This window comes from Burkholderia sp. LFS061 (genome assembly GCF_047978125.1).
Taxonomy (GTDB): domain Bacteria; phylum Pseudomonadota; class Gammaproteobacteria; order Burkholderiales; family Burkholderiaceae; genus Burkholderia; species Burkholderia pyrrocinia_C.
In genome coordinates, this window is record NZ_JBFPFS010000038.1 from 17,761 (window position 1) to 35,956 (window position 18,196).

12 protein-coding genes, 1 tRNA gene and 2 pseudogenes are annotated in these 18,196 nt (G+C 63.5%); 9 read left to right on the top strand and 6 right to left on the bottom strand.

Features of this window, described 5'->3' with window-relative positions; all coding sequences use genetic code 11:
- Window positions 1–19 precede the first annotated feature (19 nt).
- The 5 genes from murI to ACNQQL_RS27020 all read right to left on the bottom strand — a co-directional run bounded on the left by murI (window position 20) and on the right by ACNQQL_RS27020 (window position 4,768).
- Window positions 20–880, bottom strand: a complete 861-nt coding sequence (gene murI, locus ACNQQL_RS27000) for a glutamate racemase (RefSeq protein WP_204423877.1) — start codon at window positions 878–880, stop codon at window positions 20–22.
- A 28-nt stretch (window positions 881–908) separates the two neighbouring features.
- Window positions 909–1,385 (bottom strand): bacterioferritin, encoded by a 477-nt coding sequence (gene bfr, locus ACNQQL_RS27005; RefSeq protein ID WP_174382342.1) that lies wholly within the window; start codon window positions 1,383–1,385, stop codon window positions 909–911.
- Between the two features lie 193 nt (window positions 1,386–1,578).
- Window positions 1,579–3,102: a fumarate hydratase gene (locus tag ACNQQL_RS27010; RefSeq protein WP_034183495.1), complete on the bottom strand. Its 1,524-nt coding sequence runs from the start codon at window positions 3,100–3,102 to the stop codon at window positions 1,579–1,581.
- Between the two features lie 35 nt (window positions 3,103–3,137).
- Window positions 3,138–3,746 carry a TIGR00645 family protein gene (locus tag ACNQQL_RS27015; RefSeq protein ID WP_347066958.1) on the bottom strand — a complete coding sequence of 203 codons (609 nt, stop codon included), beginning with the start codon at window positions 3,744–3,746 and terminating at the stop codon, window positions 3,138–3,140.
- Window positions 3,747–3,859: 113 nt separating this feature from the next.
- Window positions 3,860–4,768 carry a DMT family transporter gene (locus ACNQQL_RS27020; protein ID WP_072445363.1) on the bottom strand — a complete coding sequence of 303 codons (909 nt, stop codon included), beginning with the start codon at window positions 4,766–4,768 and terminating at the stop codon, window positions 3,860–3,862.
- A 303-nt stretch (window positions 4,769–5,071) separates the two neighbouring features.
- Here ACNQQL_RS27020 and acs point away from each other — a divergent pair, with 303 nt between their 5' ends.
- From acs to ACNQQL_RS27035, 3 genes are all read left to right on the top strand, one after another.
- On the top strand, window positions 5,072–7,054 hold the full coding sequence (acs, locus tag ACNQQL_RS27025; protein WP_105391902.1) for an acetate--CoA ligase: 1,983 nt from the start codon (window positions 5,072–5,074) through the stop codon (window positions 7,052–7,054).
- An 85-nt stretch (window positions 7,055–7,139) separates the two neighbouring features.
- Window positions 7,140–7,484, top strand: a complete 345-nt coding sequence (locus ACNQQL_RS27030; protein ID WP_347066960.1) for a DUF4212 domain-containing protein — start codon at window positions 7,140–7,142, stop codon at window positions 7,482–7,484.
- Window positions 7,485–7,487: 3 nt separating this feature from the next.
- Window positions 7,488–9,503 (top strand): sodium:solute symporter family protein, encoded by a 2,016-nt coding sequence (locus tag ACNQQL_RS27035; protein ID WP_072436939.1) that lies wholly within the window; start codon window positions 7,488–7,490, stop codon window positions 9,501–9,503.
- A gap of 97 nt (window positions 9,504–9,600) precedes the next feature.
- Here ACNQQL_RS27035 and ACNQQL_RS27040 read toward each other — a convergent pair.
- A tRNA-Ser gene (locus ACNQQL_RS27040) sits at window positions 9,601–9,691 on the bottom strand.
- Between the two features lie 226 nt (window positions 9,692–9,917).
- On the opposite strand from ACNQQL_RS27040, the gene ACNQQL_RS27045 reads away from it, so the two are divergent.
- The 6 genes and pseudogenes from ACNQQL_RS27045 to ACNQQL_RS27070 all read left to right on the top strand — a co-directional run.
- Window positions 9,918–10,547, top strand: coding sequence for a LysE family translocator (locus ACNQQL_RS27045; RefSeq protein ID WP_347066963.1), 630 nt, complete (start codon window positions 9,918–9,920; stop codon window positions 10,545–10,547).
- 397 nt (window positions 10,548–10,944) lie between these two features.
- Window positions 10,945–13,722: pseudogene (locus tag ACNQQL_RS27050) on the top strand (type VI secretion system Vgr family protein).
- Window positions 13,723–13,745: 23 nt separating this feature from the next.
- On the top strand, window positions 13,746–16,013 hold the full coding sequence (locus ACNQQL_RS27055) for a hypothetical protein (protein ID WP_347066965.1): 2,268 nt from the start codon (window positions 13,746–13,748) through the stop codon (window positions 16,011–16,013).
- A complete protein-coding gene (locus ACNQQL_RS27060; protein ID WP_347066967.1) occupies window positions 16,010–17,491 on the top strand; it encodes a virulence factor in 1,482 nt (493 codons plus the stop codon). The genes ACNQQL_RS27055 and ACNQQL_RS27060 overlap by 4 nt, the downstream gene beginning before the upstream one ends.
- Before the next feature lie 9 nt (window positions 17,492–17,500).
- The gene (locus ACNQQL_RS27065) at window positions 17,501–17,764 is read left to right on the top strand and encodes a PAAR domain-containing protein (RefSeq protein ID WP_347066969.1); all 264 of its coding nucleotides are present in this window, start codon (window positions 17,501–17,503) and stop codon (window positions 17,762–17,764) included.
- A 177-nt stretch (window positions 17,765–17,941) separates the two neighbouring features.
- Window positions 17,942–18,116 (top strand): annotated as a pseudogene (locus ACNQQL_RS27070) (virulence factor); the annotation flags it as partial.
- Between the last annotated feature and the right edge of the window lie 80 nt (window positions 18,117–18,196).

The following is an 18,196-nucleotide window of genomic DNA, read 5'->3' on the forward strand; positions in this document are numbered from 1 at the left end:
GAGGGTGTGCCGGCCCGCGTCAGGCGGTCGCGCAGGCGCGCGCGTTCGGCGAGGAAATGGTGACGGATTCGACCGGCGCATCGAGGCCGAGCAGCGTCGACGCGAGTGCCTGCAATTGCCGGCCGTCGCCGGTCGAACAGAAGCGGGGCGAGGCGACGGGCGTGCCGTCGGGCGCACGCAGGCCGTGCTGGTCGAGCACGCGCGCGAGCTGGAGCGCGATCGCGTCGCTCGTGTCGATGATCGCCATGCGGTCGCCGACAATGTCACGAATCGTTGCGGTGAGAAACGGGTAGTGCGTGCAGCCGAGGACGACCGTGTCGGCGCCGTCGTCCAGCATCGGTTGCAGATAGCTGTCGAGCAGCGCGCGCAGCGCGGGCGAACCCGTGTCGCCGTTCTCGATTGCCTGCACGAGCCCGTGGCCCGGCTGGCAGATGAAGCGGCAGCCGGCACCGTGACGTTCGAGCAGCGCCTGGAAGCGCGCGCTGCGCAGCGTCGCCTGGGTGGCGAGCACGCCGGCGACGCCGCTCGCGGACTGCTGGACGGCCGGCTTGATGCCCGGCTCGACGCCGACGAGCGGGATTGCGAGATGCTCGCGTACCGCCGCGATCGACTGGGCGGTCGCCGTATTGCAGGCGACGACGAGCGCCTTCGCGCCCTGACGGACAAACCATTCGCCGATCGCGAGCGTGCGCTCGGTGATGAATGCGTCGTCGCGTTCGCCGTACGGGATGTAGCGCGTATCGGCCGTATAGACGAACGATTCGCCGGGCAGGTGCGCGCGCACGGCGCGCAGCACCGACAGGCCGCCGAGCCCCGAATCGAAGATTCCGACAGGGGCGGCGTGCATCGCGGGAGCGGCTGGCTGGTTCGTCATCGTCATGCGGGCGGCGCGGTGGCGGGCGGGGCGATTACTCGGCCGAACCCATCATCGATTGCTGGTAGTTCTGCAGGCCGACCTTGCCGATCAGGTCGATCTGCGTTTCCAGCCAGTCGATGTGCTCTTCGGTGTCGTCGAGGATCTTTTCGAAGATCTCGCGCGACACGTAGTCGCGAACCGATTCGCAGTAGGCGATCGCTTCCTTGCACGTGGCCTGCGAGATCTGCTCGAGCTTCAGGTCGCACTTCAGGATTTCTTCGGTTTCCTCGCCGACGAGCAGCTTGTGCAGGTCCTGCAGGTTCGGCAGGCCGTCGAGCATGAACACGCGCTCGATCAGCCAGTCGGCGTGCTTCATTTCGCCGATCGATTCGTCGTACTCGTGCTTGCCGAGCTTGTCGAGGCCCCAATGCTTGTACATGCGCGCATGCAGGAAGTACTGGTTGATCGCCGTGAGTTCATTCTTCAGTTGGGCGTTCAGATATTCGATGACTTTCTTGTCGCCTTGCATGGCTGTTCCTTGTTCAGTGGGGCTTCAGAAACCGAACGATAATCGCTCGAACGAGAAAAGCCAAGCCTCGAAGCCTTGTCGGGCCTGCCTTTTGCGTGTAATGAGAATCAGCCTTGAAGAACCGGCTGCACACAATAATGAGAACGGGAAGCAAAAAGGCCGGACTCCCGTCCGGCCTTTCGTGCGATCGCGCTTAAGCGGCTGCGACCGGGATCTTGCCGATCTTCGCCTGCCACTCCTTCGGACCGGTCTGGTGCACCGACGTGCCCGACGAATCGACGGCGACCGTCACCGGCATGTCCTGCACGTCGAATTCGTAGATCGCTTCCATGCCGAGGTCTTCGAATGCGAGCACCTTCGCGCCGCGGATCGCCTTCGACACGAGGTAGGCCGCGCCGCCGACCGCCATCAGGTAGGCCGCCTTGTGCTTCTTGATCGCGTCGATCGCGACCGGGCCGCGCTCGGCCTTGCCGACCATCGAGATCAGGCCCGTTTGCGCGAGCATCGTCTCGGTGAACTTGTCCATGCGCGTGGCCGTCGTCGGGCCGGCCGGACCGACCACTTCGTCGCGCACCGGATCGACCGGGCCGACGTAGTAGATCACGCGGTTCGTGAAGTCGACCGGCAGCTTCTCGCCCTTCGCGAGCATGTCGGCGATGCGCTTGTGCGCGGCGTCGCGGCCGGTGAGCATCTTGCCCGACAGCAGCAGCGTCTGGCCCGGCGTCCAGCTCGCGACTTCTTCCGGCGTCAGCGTGTTCAGGTCGACGCGCTTGCTGGTTTCCGTGTTCGGTTCCCACTGGACCTTCGGCCAAGCGTCGAGCGACGGCGCTTCGAGCTTGGCCGGGCCCGAGCCGTCGAGCACGAAGTGCGCGTGGCGCGTGGCCGCGCAGTTCGGGATCAGCGCGACCGGCTTCGATGCCGCGTGCGTCGGTGCGGCCATGATCTTCACGTCGAGCACGGTCGCCAGGCCGCCGAGGCCCTGCGCGCCGATGCCGAGCGCGTTGACCTTCTCGTGCAGCTCGACGCGCAGCTCCTCGACCCAGTCCTTCGGGCCGCGCGCGATGATTTCCTGGATGTCGATCGGCTCCATCAGCGATTCCTTCGCCATCAGCATCGCCTTCTCGGCCGTGCCGCCGATGCCGATCCCGAGCATGCCGGGCGGGCACCAGCCCGCGCCCATCGTCGGGACCGTCTTCAGCACCCAGTCGACGATCGAGTCGGACGGGTTCAGCATCACGAACTTCGACTTGTTCTCCGAGCCGCCGCCTTTCGCCGCGACCTGCACGTCGACCTTGTCGCCCGGCACGATCTCGTAGTGGATCACGGCCGGCGTGTTGTCCTTCGTGTTCTTGCGGGCACCTTCCGGCGGGTTGACGATCGACGCGCGCAGCACGTTGTCCGGGTGCGTGTAACCACGGCGCACGCCTTCGTTGATCATGTCGGTGAGGCCCATCGTCGCGCCGTCCCAGCGCACGTCCATGCCGACCTTCACGAAGATCGTGACGATGCCGGTGTCCTGGCAGATCGGGCGCTTGCCTTCCGCGCACATGCGGCTGTTCGTGAGGATCTGCGCGATCGCGTCCTTCGCGGCCGGGCTCTCTTCCAGCTCGTACGCGCGGCCGAGGGCCTGGATGTAGTCGAGCGGATGGTAGTAGCTGATGTACTGCAGCGAATCCGCGATGCTCTGGATCAGGTCTTCCTGTTTGATGACGGTCATGGCTGAGACTCTGTGAGGACAGTGGGGAATGCGTTTTATGCGTTGACGGCTGCTTCGGCCGGCTGGCGGGACGCGGCCGCGACGGGCGCATGCGTCTCGTGGAAATGGGCCGGGTGCGTGTGGGTCGTCAGGCGGTCGACCCACGCCATCACGAGCGCCGACACGAGGAACGACACGTGGATGATCACCTGCCACATGATCGCGTGCGTCGTGTGCTGGTCGGGGTTGATGAAGGTCTTCAGCAGGTGGATCGACGAAATGCTGATCAGCGCCATCGACAGCTTGACCTTCAGCACGCCCGCGTTCACGTGGTCGAGCCATTCGGGCTCGTCGGGGTGGCCTTCGATGCCGAGGCGCGATACGAACGTTTCGTAACCGCCGACGATCACCATGATCAGCAGGTTCGAGATCATCACCACGTCGATCAGGCCGAGCACCGCGAGCATCACGCTGACTTCGTCGAGGCCGGCCGCGTGCGACAGCAGGTGCCAGACTTCCTTCAGGAACAGGAACACGTAGACGGCCTGCGCGACGATCAGGCCGAGGTAAAGCGGAACCTGGAGCCAGCGGCTCATGAAAATCAGCGCGGGAAGCGGGCGAAGCGGGCGACGGGCGGGGTGGCCGGGCGAATGCGGGGCGGACATGATGGCGGTGCGGGCGCGGTGCGCAGGTATCGGGGGTAATCTTGAAAAGGCGCGCTATTGTAACGCGTCGGCCGGCGCGACTGCAGCGACGCGCCGGCACTGGCGGGGACCGATCAGGATGCGGCTGCCGGCACGCGTTTTGCGCGCAGGCTCGCGAGCACGATGCCGGCGACAACGCACGCGAGTGCGATGCCGTGCGCGAGCGTCGGGCGCTCGCCGAGGAATGCGATCCCGTACGCGGCCGCGGCGATCGGCAGCACCGCGCTGAACACGCCGGCGAGGCTGCCCGGCACGTGCCGGATGCCTTTCATCCACAACCAGAACGAGAAGATGCTGGCCGACAGGCCATACCAGACGACGAGCGCCCACGTGCCGGCCGGCACGCTTGCGTAATCGAAATGCCACAGCGCCGTCGCGCCGAGCGGCAGCATCAGGAACAGGCCGAACAGGTGCGTGTACGCACAGATGTCGATCGGTGCGAGCGTCTGCGTGAGCCGGCGCGACAGGATCACGTAGATCGATTCGCAGCACACCGCGCCGAGGATCAGCAGGTTGCCGGTCAGCGAGCCGGATGCGTCGCCGTGGGCGCCGTGTGCGGCCGCGCTGCCGTTGGCGAGGTTGATCGTCACGACGCCGGCGATCGCGAGCGCGATCGACACGAGCGCACGGCCGTTCGGTTTCTCGCGCAGGATCAGCCATGCGAACAGTGCGACGATCGCCGGGATCGTGCTCGTGATGACGCCGGCCGCCACCGCGCTCGTGCGCTGCACGCCGTTGAGCATCAGCAGCGTAAACATGAAGGTGCCGAAGAACGCCTGCAGGAACAGGTTCAGCCATTCGCCGCGCTTGACCGCGCGCATCTTCACGGGGCTGAACAGCGGCCACAGCACGGCGATCGCGATCACGAAGCGCAGCGTGGCGAGGATGGCGACGGGGACGAATGCAACGATGGATTTACCGATACCGACGTTGCTGCCGACGAACAGCATCGACAGGATGAGGAAGAGGGCGTAGCGATTCAAGCTGGAATCCGGGGGGCGAGTTCAGTTAGGATTGTAGGGTCGCGGTCGTTACAGCGCAAAGCGCCGCCCGGCGTGCGAAACGGCCATGCCGCGTAAGTGACGGGTAAGTTGGAGCGCTTATCGTGGAAATTGCCGCGCCGCACGTTCATCGTCGTGTGACGTGGTGCGGTGCAGCATCGCGCGCAGCCTTCGCGGCCGCGTGCGGGTGGGTGGGAGACAGCGGCGCGGATGCGCCGGCCAAGACGCGCGGCGCGCACGATCGCGCCGCCATGCAGAGGATTCATGTTCACCAAGGGGTTGTCGATGTCTGCGATTGAATCGGTTCTTCACGAAACCCGCCAGTTTGCGCCGCCCGCGGCGCTCGAGCAGGCGGCGGCCATTTCCGGCATGCCGGCCTATCGCGCGCTCGTCGCCGAGGCCGAGCGCGATTACGAAGGCTTCTGGGCGCGTCTCGCGCGCGAGGGCCTCGCGTGGCACAAGCCGTTCACCAAGGTGCTCGACGAGAGCAATGCGCCGTTCTACAAGTGGTTCGACGACGGCGAGCTGAACGCGTCGTACAACTGCCTCGACCGGCACGTCGAAGCCGGCAACGGCGAGCGCGTCGCGGTGATCTTCGAGGCCGACGACGGCACCGTCACGCGCGTCACCTATGCCGATCTGCTGGCGCGCGTGTCGCGCTTCGCGAACGCGCTGAAAAAACGCGGGATCGGCAAGGGCGATCGCGTCGTCATCTATATCCCGATGTCGATCGAAGGCATCGTCGCGATGCAGGCCTGTGCGCGCATCGGCGCGACGCACTCGGTCGTGTTCGGCGGCTTCTCCGCGAAATCGCTGAACGAACGGCTCGTCGACGTCGGCGCGGTCGCGCTCGTCACCGCCGACGAGCAGGCGCGCGGCGGCAAGACGCTGCCGCTCAAGAGCATCGCCGACGAGGCAATCGCGATGGGCGGCTGCGAAGCGGTGAAGAGCGTGATCGTCTATCGCCGCACCGGCGGCAAGATCGACTGGCATGCCGGCCGCGACCTGTGGATGCACGAGATCGTGGACGGCGAAGCCGACCGCTGCGAGCCGGAATGGGTCGGCGCCGAGCATCCGCTGTTCATCCTGTATACGTCGGGCTCGACCGGCAAGCCGAAGGGCGTGCAGCACAGCACCGGCGGCTACCTGCTGTGGGCCGCGCAGACGATGAAGTGGACCTTCGACTGGAAACCGACCGACGTGTTCTGGTGCACGGCCGACATCGGCTGGGTCACCGGTCACACGTACATCACGTACGGCCCGCTCGCGTGCGGCGGCACGCAGGTCGTGTTCGAAGGCGTGCCGACCTACCCGGACGCCGGCCGTTTCTGGAAGATGATCGGCGACCACAAGGTCAGCGTGTTCTACACCGCGCCGACCGCGATCCGTTCGCTGATCAAGGCGGCCGACGCCGACGACAAGGTGCATCCGAAGAGCTATGACCTGTCGAGCCTGCGCATTATCGGCACGGTCGGCGAACCGATCAATCCGGAAGCGTGGATGTGGTACCACAAGCACGTCGGCCAGGAGCGCTGCCCGATCGTCGATACGTGGTGGCAGACCGAGACGGGCGGCCACATGATCACGCCGCTGCCGGGCGCGACGCCGACCGTGCCCGGTTCGTGCACGCTGCCGCTGCCGGGCATCATGGCGGCCGTGGTCGACGAGACGGGCCAGGACGTGCCGAACGGTCAGGGCGGCATCCTCGTCGTCAAACGCCCGTGGCCCGCGATGATCCGCACGATCTGGGGCGATCCGGAGCGTTTCAAGAAGAGTTATTACCCGGAAGAACTCGGCGGCACGCTCTATCTGGCCGGCGACGGCACCGTGCGCGACAAGGACACCGGCTACTTCACGATCATGGGCCGGATCGACGACGTGCTGAACGTGTCGGGCCACCGGCTCGGCACGATGGAGATCGAATCGGCGCTGGTGTCGCACGAGCTGGTTGCCGAGGCGGCCGTGGTCGGCCGGCCGGACGACACGACGGGCGAGGCGGTCGTTGCATTCGTGGTGCTGAAGCGTTCGCGTCCGGAGGGCGAGGAGGCGGCGGCGCTCGCGAAGACGCTGCGCGACTGGGTCGGCAAGCAGATCGGGCCGATCGCGAAGCCGAAGGACATCCGCTTCGGCGACAACCTGCCGAAGACGCGCTCGGGCAAGATCATGCGGCGCCTGCTGCGCTCGCTTGCGAAGGGCGAAGCGATCACGCAGGACACGTCCACGCTCGAGAATCCGGCCATCCTCGATCAGCTCGCCGAAGTGCGCTGATCTCACTTGTCGTGCGCCACGCGCGCATGAGCCCCTGCGCGGCAATCCCGATTGTCCGCGCAGGGGCTTTTTGCTAAATAACGGCATGACCGTTCCGCCCCGTCCGGCGCCTGTCGCGCCGCCGCCCGTTCCCGAGCCGCTCGCGCGTGCCCACGCGCGCTACTGGCGCTTCAACGTCGCGTTGATCGCGGTGCTGATGGCGATCGGTTTCTCGGTGTCGTTCATCGTGCCGTTCTTCGGGCCCGCGCTCGCCGGGGTCCGGTTCGCCGGCTTCAGCCTGCCGTTCTATGTCGGCGCGCAGGGCGCGATTCTCGTGTACCTCGTGCTGATCGTCGTCTACATCGGGCTGATGCAACGCGCGGACCGCACGCTGCGCCGCGCGTACGACGACCATGCGGCGCGCACCGGCAATGCTCACGGCGGGCGCTGATTCATGCTGACGCATCGACTGATACGCGCATACGCGCTCTACACGCTGGGTTTTCTCGGGTTCGTGCTGCTGATGTGGCGGATCGAGCGCGCGACCGGCTCCGGTGTCTGGATCGGCTACGTGTTCCTGTTCGTGCCGATCGCCGTGTATGCGGTGATCGGGCTGCTGTCGCGCACGTCCGATCTCGTCGAGTACTACGTGGCCGGGCGGCGCGTGCCGTCCGCGTTCAACGGGATGGCGACGGCGGCCGACTGGCTGTCGGCCGCGTCGTTCATCGGCCTGGCCGGATCGCTGTACTCAACCGGCTACGACGCGCTGGCGTACGTGATGGGCTGGACGGGCGGGTTCTGCCTCGTCGCCTTCCTGCTCGCGCCTTATGTGCGCAAGCTCGCGCGCTACACGATTCCCGACTTTCTCGGCACGCGCTTCTCGAGCACGGCCGTGCGCGCGCTGGCGGCCGGCGCGGCGATCCTGTGTTCGTTCGTGTATCTGGTCGCGCAGATCCAGGGGATCGGGTTGATCGCGACGCGCTTCATCGGCGTCGATTTCGCGATCGGGATCTTCTGCGGGCTCGCGGGCATTCTCGTGTGCTCGTTTCTCGGCGGGATGCGCGCGGTCACGTGGACGCAGGTCGCGCAGTACATCATCCTGATCAGCGCGATCCTGATTCCGGTGTCGCTGATCGCGATGAAGAACGGGCTCGGCCCCGTGCCGCAGTTCAATTACGGCAAGCTGATGGAGCGCGTCGCGGCGCGCGAGGCGCAGGTGCGGGATGCGGCCGACGAGCAGCAGGTGCGCGACGCGTATCGGCGGCAAGCCGCGGACATCCAGACGCGGCTCGACCGGTTGCCGACGTCCTATGCGGACGCGCGCAGGCATCTCGTCGACCAGCTCGCCGACTTGCGGCGCCACAACGGGCCGCTGCGCGAGATCAGCCAGCGCGAGCGCGAGCTGGCCGACTTCCCGCGCGATCCGGCGGCGGCGCGCGTCGCGTGGACGCAGGCGCGCGACGATCTGCTGGCCCGTGCAGAGCCGCCCGTGCCGATGCACGAGCCGTTTCCCGCCGCGAGCGACGACGAACGCAAGCCGCGCGAGCGGAATTTCCTCGCGCTGCTGATGTGCCTGTCGCTCGGCACCGCGAGCCTGCCGCATATCCTGACGCGCTACAACACGACCACGTCGGTCGCGTCGGCGCGCCGCTCGGTCGGCTGGACGCTGTTCTTCATCGCGCTGTTCTACCTGAGCGTGCCGGTGCTCGCGGTGCTGATCAAGTACGAGATCCTTGCGAACCTTGTCGGGCGGCCGTTCGCCGAATTGCCGGCGTGGGTCACGCAATGGCATCACTTCGAACCCGACCTGATCAGCGTCGTCGAGGTGATTCGCGACGGCATCGTGCACTGGTCGGAAATCCAGATGCAGCCGGACATGGTCGTGCTGGCCGCGCCGGAGATCGCGGGGCTGCCGTATGTCGTGTCGGGGCTGATCGCGGCCGGCGCGCTTGCCGCCGCGCTGTCGACCGCGGACGGGCTGCTGCTGACGATCGCGAACGCGCTGTCGCACGATGTCTATTACTGCATGGTGGCACCCGACGCATCGAGCCAGCGGCGCGTGACGATCTCGAAGGTGCTGCTGCTCGGCGTCGCGCTGTTCGCGTCGTATGTCGCGTCGCTCAATACAGGGAAGATATTGTTTCTCGTCGGCGCGGCATTCTCGCTGGCGGCATCGAGCTTCTTTCCGGTGCTCGTGCTCGGCGTGTTCTGGAAGCGCACGACGACGCGCGGCGCGATCGCCGGGATGGTGACGGGGCTCGCGGTGTGCGTGTACTACATCGTGTCGACCTATCCGTACTTCACGCAGTTGACGGGGTTCGCGGGGCGCACGTGGTTCGGGATCGAGCCGATCAGTTCGGGCGTGTTCGGCGTGCCGGCGGGGTTTGCGGTGGCGATTGCGGTGAGTTTGTGCGATCGGCGGCCGGATGATTACACGCGGGCGCTGGTGGATTACATCAGGCACCCGTGACGCGGGAGGCGGGTGGATGGGGAGGGTGTCGGCGCCCCAAACGCCCAAAACGAAAAGCCCCTTGATTTGTCGGGAAATCAAGGGGCTTCTTGCATTCTGGCGGAGAGAGGGGGATTCGAACCCCCGATAGGCGATTAACCTATACACGCTTTCCAGGCGTGCGACTTAAACCACTCATCCATCTCTCCGGAAGTCCGAGAGTATAGCAAACTCTGGCGGCGGCTCGCCACCCCCTTGCACGCCCATCAGAAATCCGTCGTCATCGACAGTCGCCGCGCAGGCATCGGAACGGACGTGCGATCATTGGCCGGTTCGCATTCGTCGTAACAAATCGGCTGAGCCGATTGCAACCCGGGTGGCCGATGCCGACGATGCGACCCATTCGCTCCGCTCCCTTCGAAGGAATGCCACGCCATGTCGCTCTCCGCCTTGCTCGCATTTGCCCTGATCCTGTCCGTCGGCGTCGCGACGCCCGGCCCGACGGTGTTGCTTGCGATGAGCAACGGTTCGCGATACGGCTTGCGTCACGCGATGGTCGGCATGCTCGGCGCCGTCACCGCCGACGTCGTGTTCGTCGCGCTGGTCGGGCTCGGCCTTGGCGTGCTGCTCGACGCGTCGGAAACGGCGTTCGTGACGCTGAAGCTGCTCGGCGCGGCGTGGCTCGCGTATGTCGGCATCCGGATGCTGATGTCGAGCGGCCATTCCACCGCGGCGCAGGAACCCGAGCACCCGACGCCCGATCGCCGGACAGCGTTCCTGAAGAGCTTTTTCGTCGCGATGAGCAACCCGAAGTACTACCTGTTCATGTCCGCGCTGCTGCCGCAGTTCGTCGACCGGTCGCACGCGATCGCGCCGCAATACGCGATCCTTGCGGCGACGATCGTCGCGATCGACGTCATCGGGATGACCGGTTACGCGCTGCTCGGCGTGCATTCGGTGCGCGTATGGAAAGCGGCCGGGGAGAAGTGGCTGAACCGGGTCAGCGGGTCGCTGCTGCTGATGCTCGCGGGGTATGTCGCGCTGTATCGCAAGACCGCGAACTGATGCGGCGATGCATCGGGAAAGCGGCACGCCGACACTGGCGCGGCGATGAAGCCGGTCGATCGCTTTACGCTCGAAACGCACGACGGTCCGTACGAATCGTGGCCGTCACGCACGCATGTGCTCCGGTCTCACCGTTTCCGGCTATGTGCTGCTCCGCCAGTTCGAGACGCCGGCCGCATATCTGCTCGTCACCGACTACGACTGCTTTGAAAGATTGTGAATTAAAGCCCTGGCAGACGGTTTACTCAAGGGGTTCTAAAATCCTTCAAAAGTTCGTCATCGCCCTGACAATTTGATATGCTCGCCGAAAACGAGACGGGCGGCACTCCCAGGACGGACCAGCGGGCGTGGTTGCCCGATGAATAACGAAGTAAAACAAAATCCTGAGAGTCACGCTGTGAATACAGCCGAATTGCTACGCGCATTTGCGTCCGGGGTTGTCGATCAGAATAAACGACCGATTCGCATGAACTGGGGGCCTGCCCAGAAGACGCTCGAGCAGGTGCTTGCCCTCCAGTATGCCGACGTCCGGGAAGGATTGATGACGGGCATCGAGGGGCATCTGACCTGCGTGTCCGCACGTGCCGATCTCCCGATCCGCAGCTTCATCGGGCTACCTGTCTCCGTCGAGATGACGACCGATCGCGGGCGTCTCCACACCATCAACGGTATCGTCACCGACGTTCGTACCGGACAGTCGGACGGGTCCCTGACCTGCTACCAGTTGACGATTCGCGACGTGCTGTCCGTGATGGAGCGGCGGACCAACTCGCGACTGTTTCGCACCAAGAGCCTGCCCGACATCCTTGCGGTGCTGCTTCAGGAGTGGCGCCAGCGCAGCTCCGCGCTCGCCGGCGCATTCGAATTCGATCTGTCCGGCCTGCAAGGCGAGCGTTATCCGGCACGCGAACTCACGCGGCAGGTCAACGAGTCGGATGCGCACTTCATCCGGCGGCTGCTGCGGCGGGACGGTGCGACCGTATTCGTCAAGGCGGGCAAGGCGGGCGAGCGGGCGAACGGCAATGCGAACGACACGCCGGTGCATACGCTTGTCTTTGCCGACGACTCGATGAAGCTGCCGGAGACGGTTGCCGGCACCGTCCGTTACCACCGCGATGCAGCCACCGAAGAGCGCGATTCGATCACGCTGTGGGCGACGAGCCGCAGGTTGATTCCGGGCAAGATCGTCCGGCCGACGTGGGATTACAAGAGCGGCCGGATGTCCCAAACCGAGCAGGCGACGATCGTCGACTAGGGCGACGGCGGCAATGACCTCGGGCATTTGCTGGCCGACGCCGTCATCGATATCCCGCACGCTGGAAATTCGTCGTCGGACCTCGACCGGATCGGCAAGGACCGGATGCTTGCGCACGAGCTGCGCGCCGAATCCGTCGACGGCGTGAGCAATGTGCGCGATCTGGCCGTGGGTCACTGGTTTGCGCTCGCCGAGCATCCGCAACTCGATACGTTGCCGGCCGAGCAGCGGCAGTTCGTCGTCACGTCGCTTCATCATCGCGTGCGGAACAACCTGCCGAAGGAACTGAACGAGCGCGCGCAGTCGCTGTTCGCGGCAAGCCGCGTGCTGTTCAACGCCGTGCCGACCGATGTGAGCAGCAAGCCGGGCGATGAAAGCGACGCGCGCTACGAGAACACGTTCTCGTGCGTTCGGCGCGGCGTGCCGCTGACGCCTGCCTACGATCCCCATGTCGACCTGCCGCCCGTGCATCCGATGACGGCCGTCGTCGTCGGGCCGCAGGGAGAGGAGGTGTTTTGCGATGAAATGGGCCGCATCCGTGTGCGGATCCAGGGGCTGAACGCAGACGATCACGCGCACGCGCAGGGCGCCGGGACGAGCGGCACGCCGTCCGACAGCGCGCCGGTACGCGTCGCCTGCGCGCTCGCCGGGCCGAGCTTCGGCGCGAATACCTTGCCGCGCGTCGGCATGGAGGTGCTGATCGGCCATATCGGCGGCGATCCGGACCGGCTCGTCGTAATGGGCGTGCTGGCCAACGGGCCGAACATGCCGGCGACCTTCAGCCATACCGGTGCGCTGCCGGGCAACCGCTATCTGTCCGGTACGAAGACGAAGGAAATCAAGGGGCAGCGATACAACCAGATCCGCTTCGACGATACGCCGGGGCAGATCAGTAGCCAGCTGGCGAGCGAGCACGCGTACAGCCAGTTGAACCTCGGCTATCTGACACAGCCGCGCGATAACGGCCAGGGCGCGGCGCGTGGCGAAGGCGCCGAATTGCGCAGCGATGCGCACGTCGCGATTCGCAGCGGCAAGGCGATGCTGATCTCGGCCTGGGAACGGCTGCGTGCGAGTGACGGTCACCTCGCGCGGGATGAGTATCTGCAACTGATGCAGGAATGCGTCGAATTGTTCAAGAGTCTCGGCGACTATGCGGGCCAGCATCAGGGTGTTGCACCGGATACGCAGCCGCACGATGCGCTCGTGACGACGGTGAAAGGCTGGCCGAACGGGGAAGCGTCCGGGGGCGGCGAGTCGTCAGGCGCGTCGGTGGCGGCGATCGGGATCACCGCGCCCGCTGGGATCAGCATGGCGACGCCGAAGACCGTCACGACCCATGCGGGCGGTAACGTCGATGTCGTCGCGCAGAACCACCTGCAATACACGAGCGGGCAGCGGATCAACCTGCAGGCCGGGCATGGTGTGGCGATGTTCGCGCACAGCGAAGGGGTTTCTGCGATAGCCAATCGGGGGAAGGTTGCGCTGCAGAGCCAGAACGACGATACGCAGATCGATTCGGCGAAAAACATCCAGATGACGGCGGGAGGCGGGAAGCTCGCGGGCATGGCCAGCGAGCAGGTCGTGTTCGTGACGTCGGGCGGCGCGTATCTGAAGCTGCATGGCGGGGATATCGAGCTCGGATGTCCGGGGAGTTTTACCGTCAAATCCGCATCGCACACGTGGGCCGGGCCGGCGAGCATGAGCGCCGATTTTCCGAAGTTCGATCAGGGCTCGCTGGGGCGGGTGCCGAAGCTGGTCAGGGCCACCGACGGGCAACCGGTCGAGGGCATGGAGGCCGAGGTGCGGAAGGCGTCGGGCGAGTTGATCAAGGGGAAGACCGACGCGCAAGGCAAGCTGTCGCCGGTCAGCAGCGATCAGTTCGAACAATTGGCGGTTCGCTTTTTCAAGTCGAGAACCTGAGCTGAGTCTTCAAGAAAAACAACATGTCCAACTATAACTTTGACTTTGCGCAAGACGCGAACGGGCAGACGCCGACGACCGATCCGTCGCAGATGCCGGTGGGCGGTGGAGTGGGGACGACGCTGTTCAACCGCAACGACCTTCAATGCGTGATGCAGATGCCGCTGCCGGGCGTCGTCATTTTCGTCCACGGGGTGAATTCGGAGGGCGAATGGTTCAAGGAGGCCGAGAAAGGACTGTGCGACGGATTGAACCGGCGCATGGGGCGTTATGACGATCAGTTGTTTCACTGCGGGCCGGTGGCCGGGCAGATGACGCCGGTCAGTTATATCGACAGCCTGACGCCTGACGGATTCCTGAATCCGGAAATGTCCTCGAAGACGTACATCAAGCCTGATCCGTCCTTTTCGCCCGTCATTCATTTTCGGTGGGGCTATTCCGCGAACGCGGAGGAGCTGAAGGAGTATGGCGACAAGATCATGCTCAACGAAAAGAACTACTGGGGCGGTGGGCCGTTCGCGGGCGGGTGTACAAGCCTGCCGGACCTATGGAACGACGGATTGAACGACCGGCTCTTCCTGTGGCTGACCGTGCAGCACATGAATGGCATCGGCAATCGCAAGATCTACTCGACTCCGCCGCGTACTTACGGCGTGCTTGGGGCACTGCGGCTTGCGCGCCTGGTCGAATCGATTCGCAAGAGACAGGCTGACGCGCCGATCACGATCGTGTGCCATAGCCAGGGAAACATGATCGGTCTCGCCGCCGCATTCCTTGGAGACCGTTTGCCCGAGGTAACGGATCAGTGGGGCAAGAGCGGGCGCTGCGTTGCGGACACTTATGTTCTCGCCAATCCCCCGTACAGCCTCGTGGAAAGCAACATGACCGACACCTGGGCGCAGCGCGGGGTCCGCGACAAGGACGGGCACGTGGGGCGCGAGACCTATGTCGCGCGCAAGGAAACGCTACGGGAGTACTTCGATATCCTTCGCGCCCGGGCCGATCTGGAGATGCCTGCAGAGGATCTCGATCGCGCGATGGAAAACGCGCGACCGTCGAAGAACGGCGGGAAACCGTATAGCGCAGCCAAGGACCGAGAGGCGCACGGGTTGTACCAGAAAAACACCTACGGGAGAGTGACGTTGTACTGCTGCCCGCACGACCAGGTGATTTCTGCACTGACCGTCCAGGGAATCGGCTGGCGCGGCATGTGTATCGACGAGATCAATGCGACAAACGGGTGGGGCGTTTTCTCGCAACGTGTGTTCGCATCGAATTTCCAGGTAGGCGGCGAGAACAAGCTTTACCGGTATTGGCAGGATGACTGGCGGAAGGACAAGAACGAGAAGGAGGGTTTCTGGTATCCACCGTCACCGCCTGCACGGTATGGTCTCGGACGGGGCATGCATTCCAATGAGGGGTTGTTCACGAAATTCATCACGCTTGTAACGAGCCCGGGCCTCTATCTGTTCAATTTGACGGACATGAAGGTCAATGCCGATCCGCCGAAAGGTTGGGAAATCCCGATTACGGCGCCGATGCTCGACAAGGAAACACGCTTCGAGCCGCAGGCGTTGCGCTACGGCAAACCATCGGGCGCTTGCGACGGGCAGGGGAACCCGATCGAGGAAGGGCGCTTCAACGAGGGTTACGATCCGCCATCGGCCGCGCGCGATGCTGGTAAGGAAAGCAAGCGGGATGACGATCCGTACGACAACTTCGACACGAAGTCGGAAAAGTTCAAGACCGAGGGTGACGCGCTGAAAGCGAAGGGTGATGCTGAATCGGAGGCTGCGCAACGGTATGAGGATCACTCGATTCTTCGGATGGAAGCGAGAAGGTCGAAGAATCGCGACTGGGTTGATGAAGATGGAACAGTGGTTGGGGAGGATCGTCCGGCGGATGCAAGCGAAGATTACAAAAAATGGAGAAATAAAGAAATATTCGATATTCTGGATGGTGGGGATAAGAATAATCCAACCAATCATTCGACAGTCATGACAAATCGAGACCATGCAGAAAAAGCTTTAGCTTACGATGTTGCAATTGGTCTTTGCTATCTGACGGAAAGTGATTTTTCTAACCTCAGAAAAGAGGCTGATTGGCGATTTCTGAGTGGATTGGTGAGGAATGGTCAAAATGAATATTTTGCGGAATACATAAAGAAGGGGAAATATAAGGACATGTTCCTGCAAAAATGGGTTAAGGTCGATCCGATTGCAAGCATGCCGGAAAAAATCTACGATGAACGGGATGGCGGATTCTTCATGTGGGTTGGGAGTGTGCTATGAAGGTCATTGTTGCCACCTGGCAGCGGCGATTGGGGTTGGCGATTCTCGTTATGCTTTTGGCGGCGATCACGTTGGCTGCTACGATGACATTGCCGAGCAATGTATCTGCCGGAAATTCAAGTGCAGGAGATCTGATGAAGAGAATGGTGCTGGTTCCCGGATTGCTGGCTATTTTGGTTTTCGTGTTTTCTACCATGCTGGCGACGTCGAGTGCGGTGGCGGCGACACCGCGATCGAAAGATGCGTCTGAGCCAAAAATCGACTCGGCGAAACCTTTCGTGGCACAAGTTGTTGGCCTTGAATGGCTCAATCCGTTGCAGCGCCGTGATTATCCGACGGAATGGCAATTGTTATGGGCATTGGGTCTGGTTTCCGCGAACAAGAATGATGATATGGTGCGGACCAATCCCAAAAAATACTCTACCGTTCAGGCGATATCGATCGTCGCGGACGGTAGTGCTGGGCAAGAGTCATTTGGTGGATTTTACGAGAAATATATCGATGAGTTGCTGGTATTGTTCCGCACTCGATATGTGACAAACTCTAATTATTTTTATACCGTAAAGCCTAGTGATAGAGGTAGGTGGCGTGAGTTGGCTGGGGTGCATGTTGAATTGGCAATTCCTGCTGGTCGTCTTGATCCAATCACGGCAAAGGCATATTTGCGTGACCAAATGGTCAGCGCGTTTGAGATTGGAAATTCGTCTGCAAAAGACCTGTGGAGCCACGACACACCGCCCGATGTGCATGTGACGTCGGGTCAGGGGAATGCCGGCTTTACATCGCTGAACGCAGCGCTGGACTATCTGGCCGCCCACCCCGACAAGAGCGCGTGGGTGATGAACTGGGATGCACCCAGTTTCCCGCCGAAGGACGAACAGATCAACGAGAACATGGTGGTGCTGTTCCTCGCCGGCCCCGACCTGAAGACCGAACGTGAGCCGCTGGCATGGATCGGCAAGGCTGCACGAAGTAACGTCAAGGATTTCGAAGGGAAGCAAGGCGCGAGCCGTGCGGTACAGGCATGGAAGTCGACGATCGATACGGCGGCGAGTAATGCAGGCGTGCCGGTGTCGTCGGTAAATTACATCGTGCACGACGCGGGCAAGGGCAGCGATGCCGCATCGACACGAATTGCCGCACTGTCGCAGACGCTGACGGAAGTGCTGCCGGAATACGATTTCCGTACGCAGACTTTCAATACGTCGGCGTTGCTCGGTGACATGGGCGCCGGTGCGGCGCTGACCGATGTGGCGCTGGCGATCGGCCGAGCGAATCATCTCGGCGGAAACGTGCTCGTAGCCGGAACAACCGACATCGAGCATCCGACCGCGGTGGTGGTCGTCGCGCCTTCGAAGCTGACGCCGATCGACGCAGGCAAGGACTGGTTCCGTGCACGTGGCGAAAACAACGCGTACTTGCCGTGGTGGGGGCGCCGTCACGATGCGCGGCCGGCGTCGCAAGGTTATTCGGAATAAGGAGCGCGCATGCGCGGAATCATTCGGGGCGGCGATGCGACGAGCCACGGAGGTCAGGTCGTGACCGGCAGCGCGGTCAGTGAAGTGATGGGGCGGCCGGTCGCCCGACTCGGTGATACGTGCGTCTGCCCGATCTCAGGGCATCAGGCGTGCTTTATCGCCGAAGGCGATCCGCAGGTCATCATCGACGGAAAACCCGCCGCTTTCGACGGTCACAAGACATCGTGCGGCGCGACGCTGATTTCGAGTCTGGCGTCGTCCGGGCGGGAATGAATTGCCGGATCGCTCGCCTCGAGAAATTCACTACGTTGCACGACAGCAGCGCTCCAGTTCGACGGAGTGCCGGACTGGTCCGCGTGATTGACCGGTTCGATCAGGAACATCCATGCACCGCTTCACTCTTGTCAGACGCGTTGGATTCGTCTCAATCGTCATGGCGACAATCTTGTCGGAACGACCGACATCGAACATCCGACCGTAGTGGTGGTCGTTGCACCTTCGAAACTCACACCGATTGACGCAAGCAAAGGACTGGTTCCGCGCACGCGGCGGAAACAACGCGTACTTGCCGCGGTGTGGCCGTCGTCACGATGCGGGTCCGGCAACGCAAGGTTATTCAGAGTAGGACCGACGCAGGGTGATTGGTGCGATACGGCCGCAGGTCCGCATATCGACGGGTACGCCGCCTGATGAGTCGCGACAGTG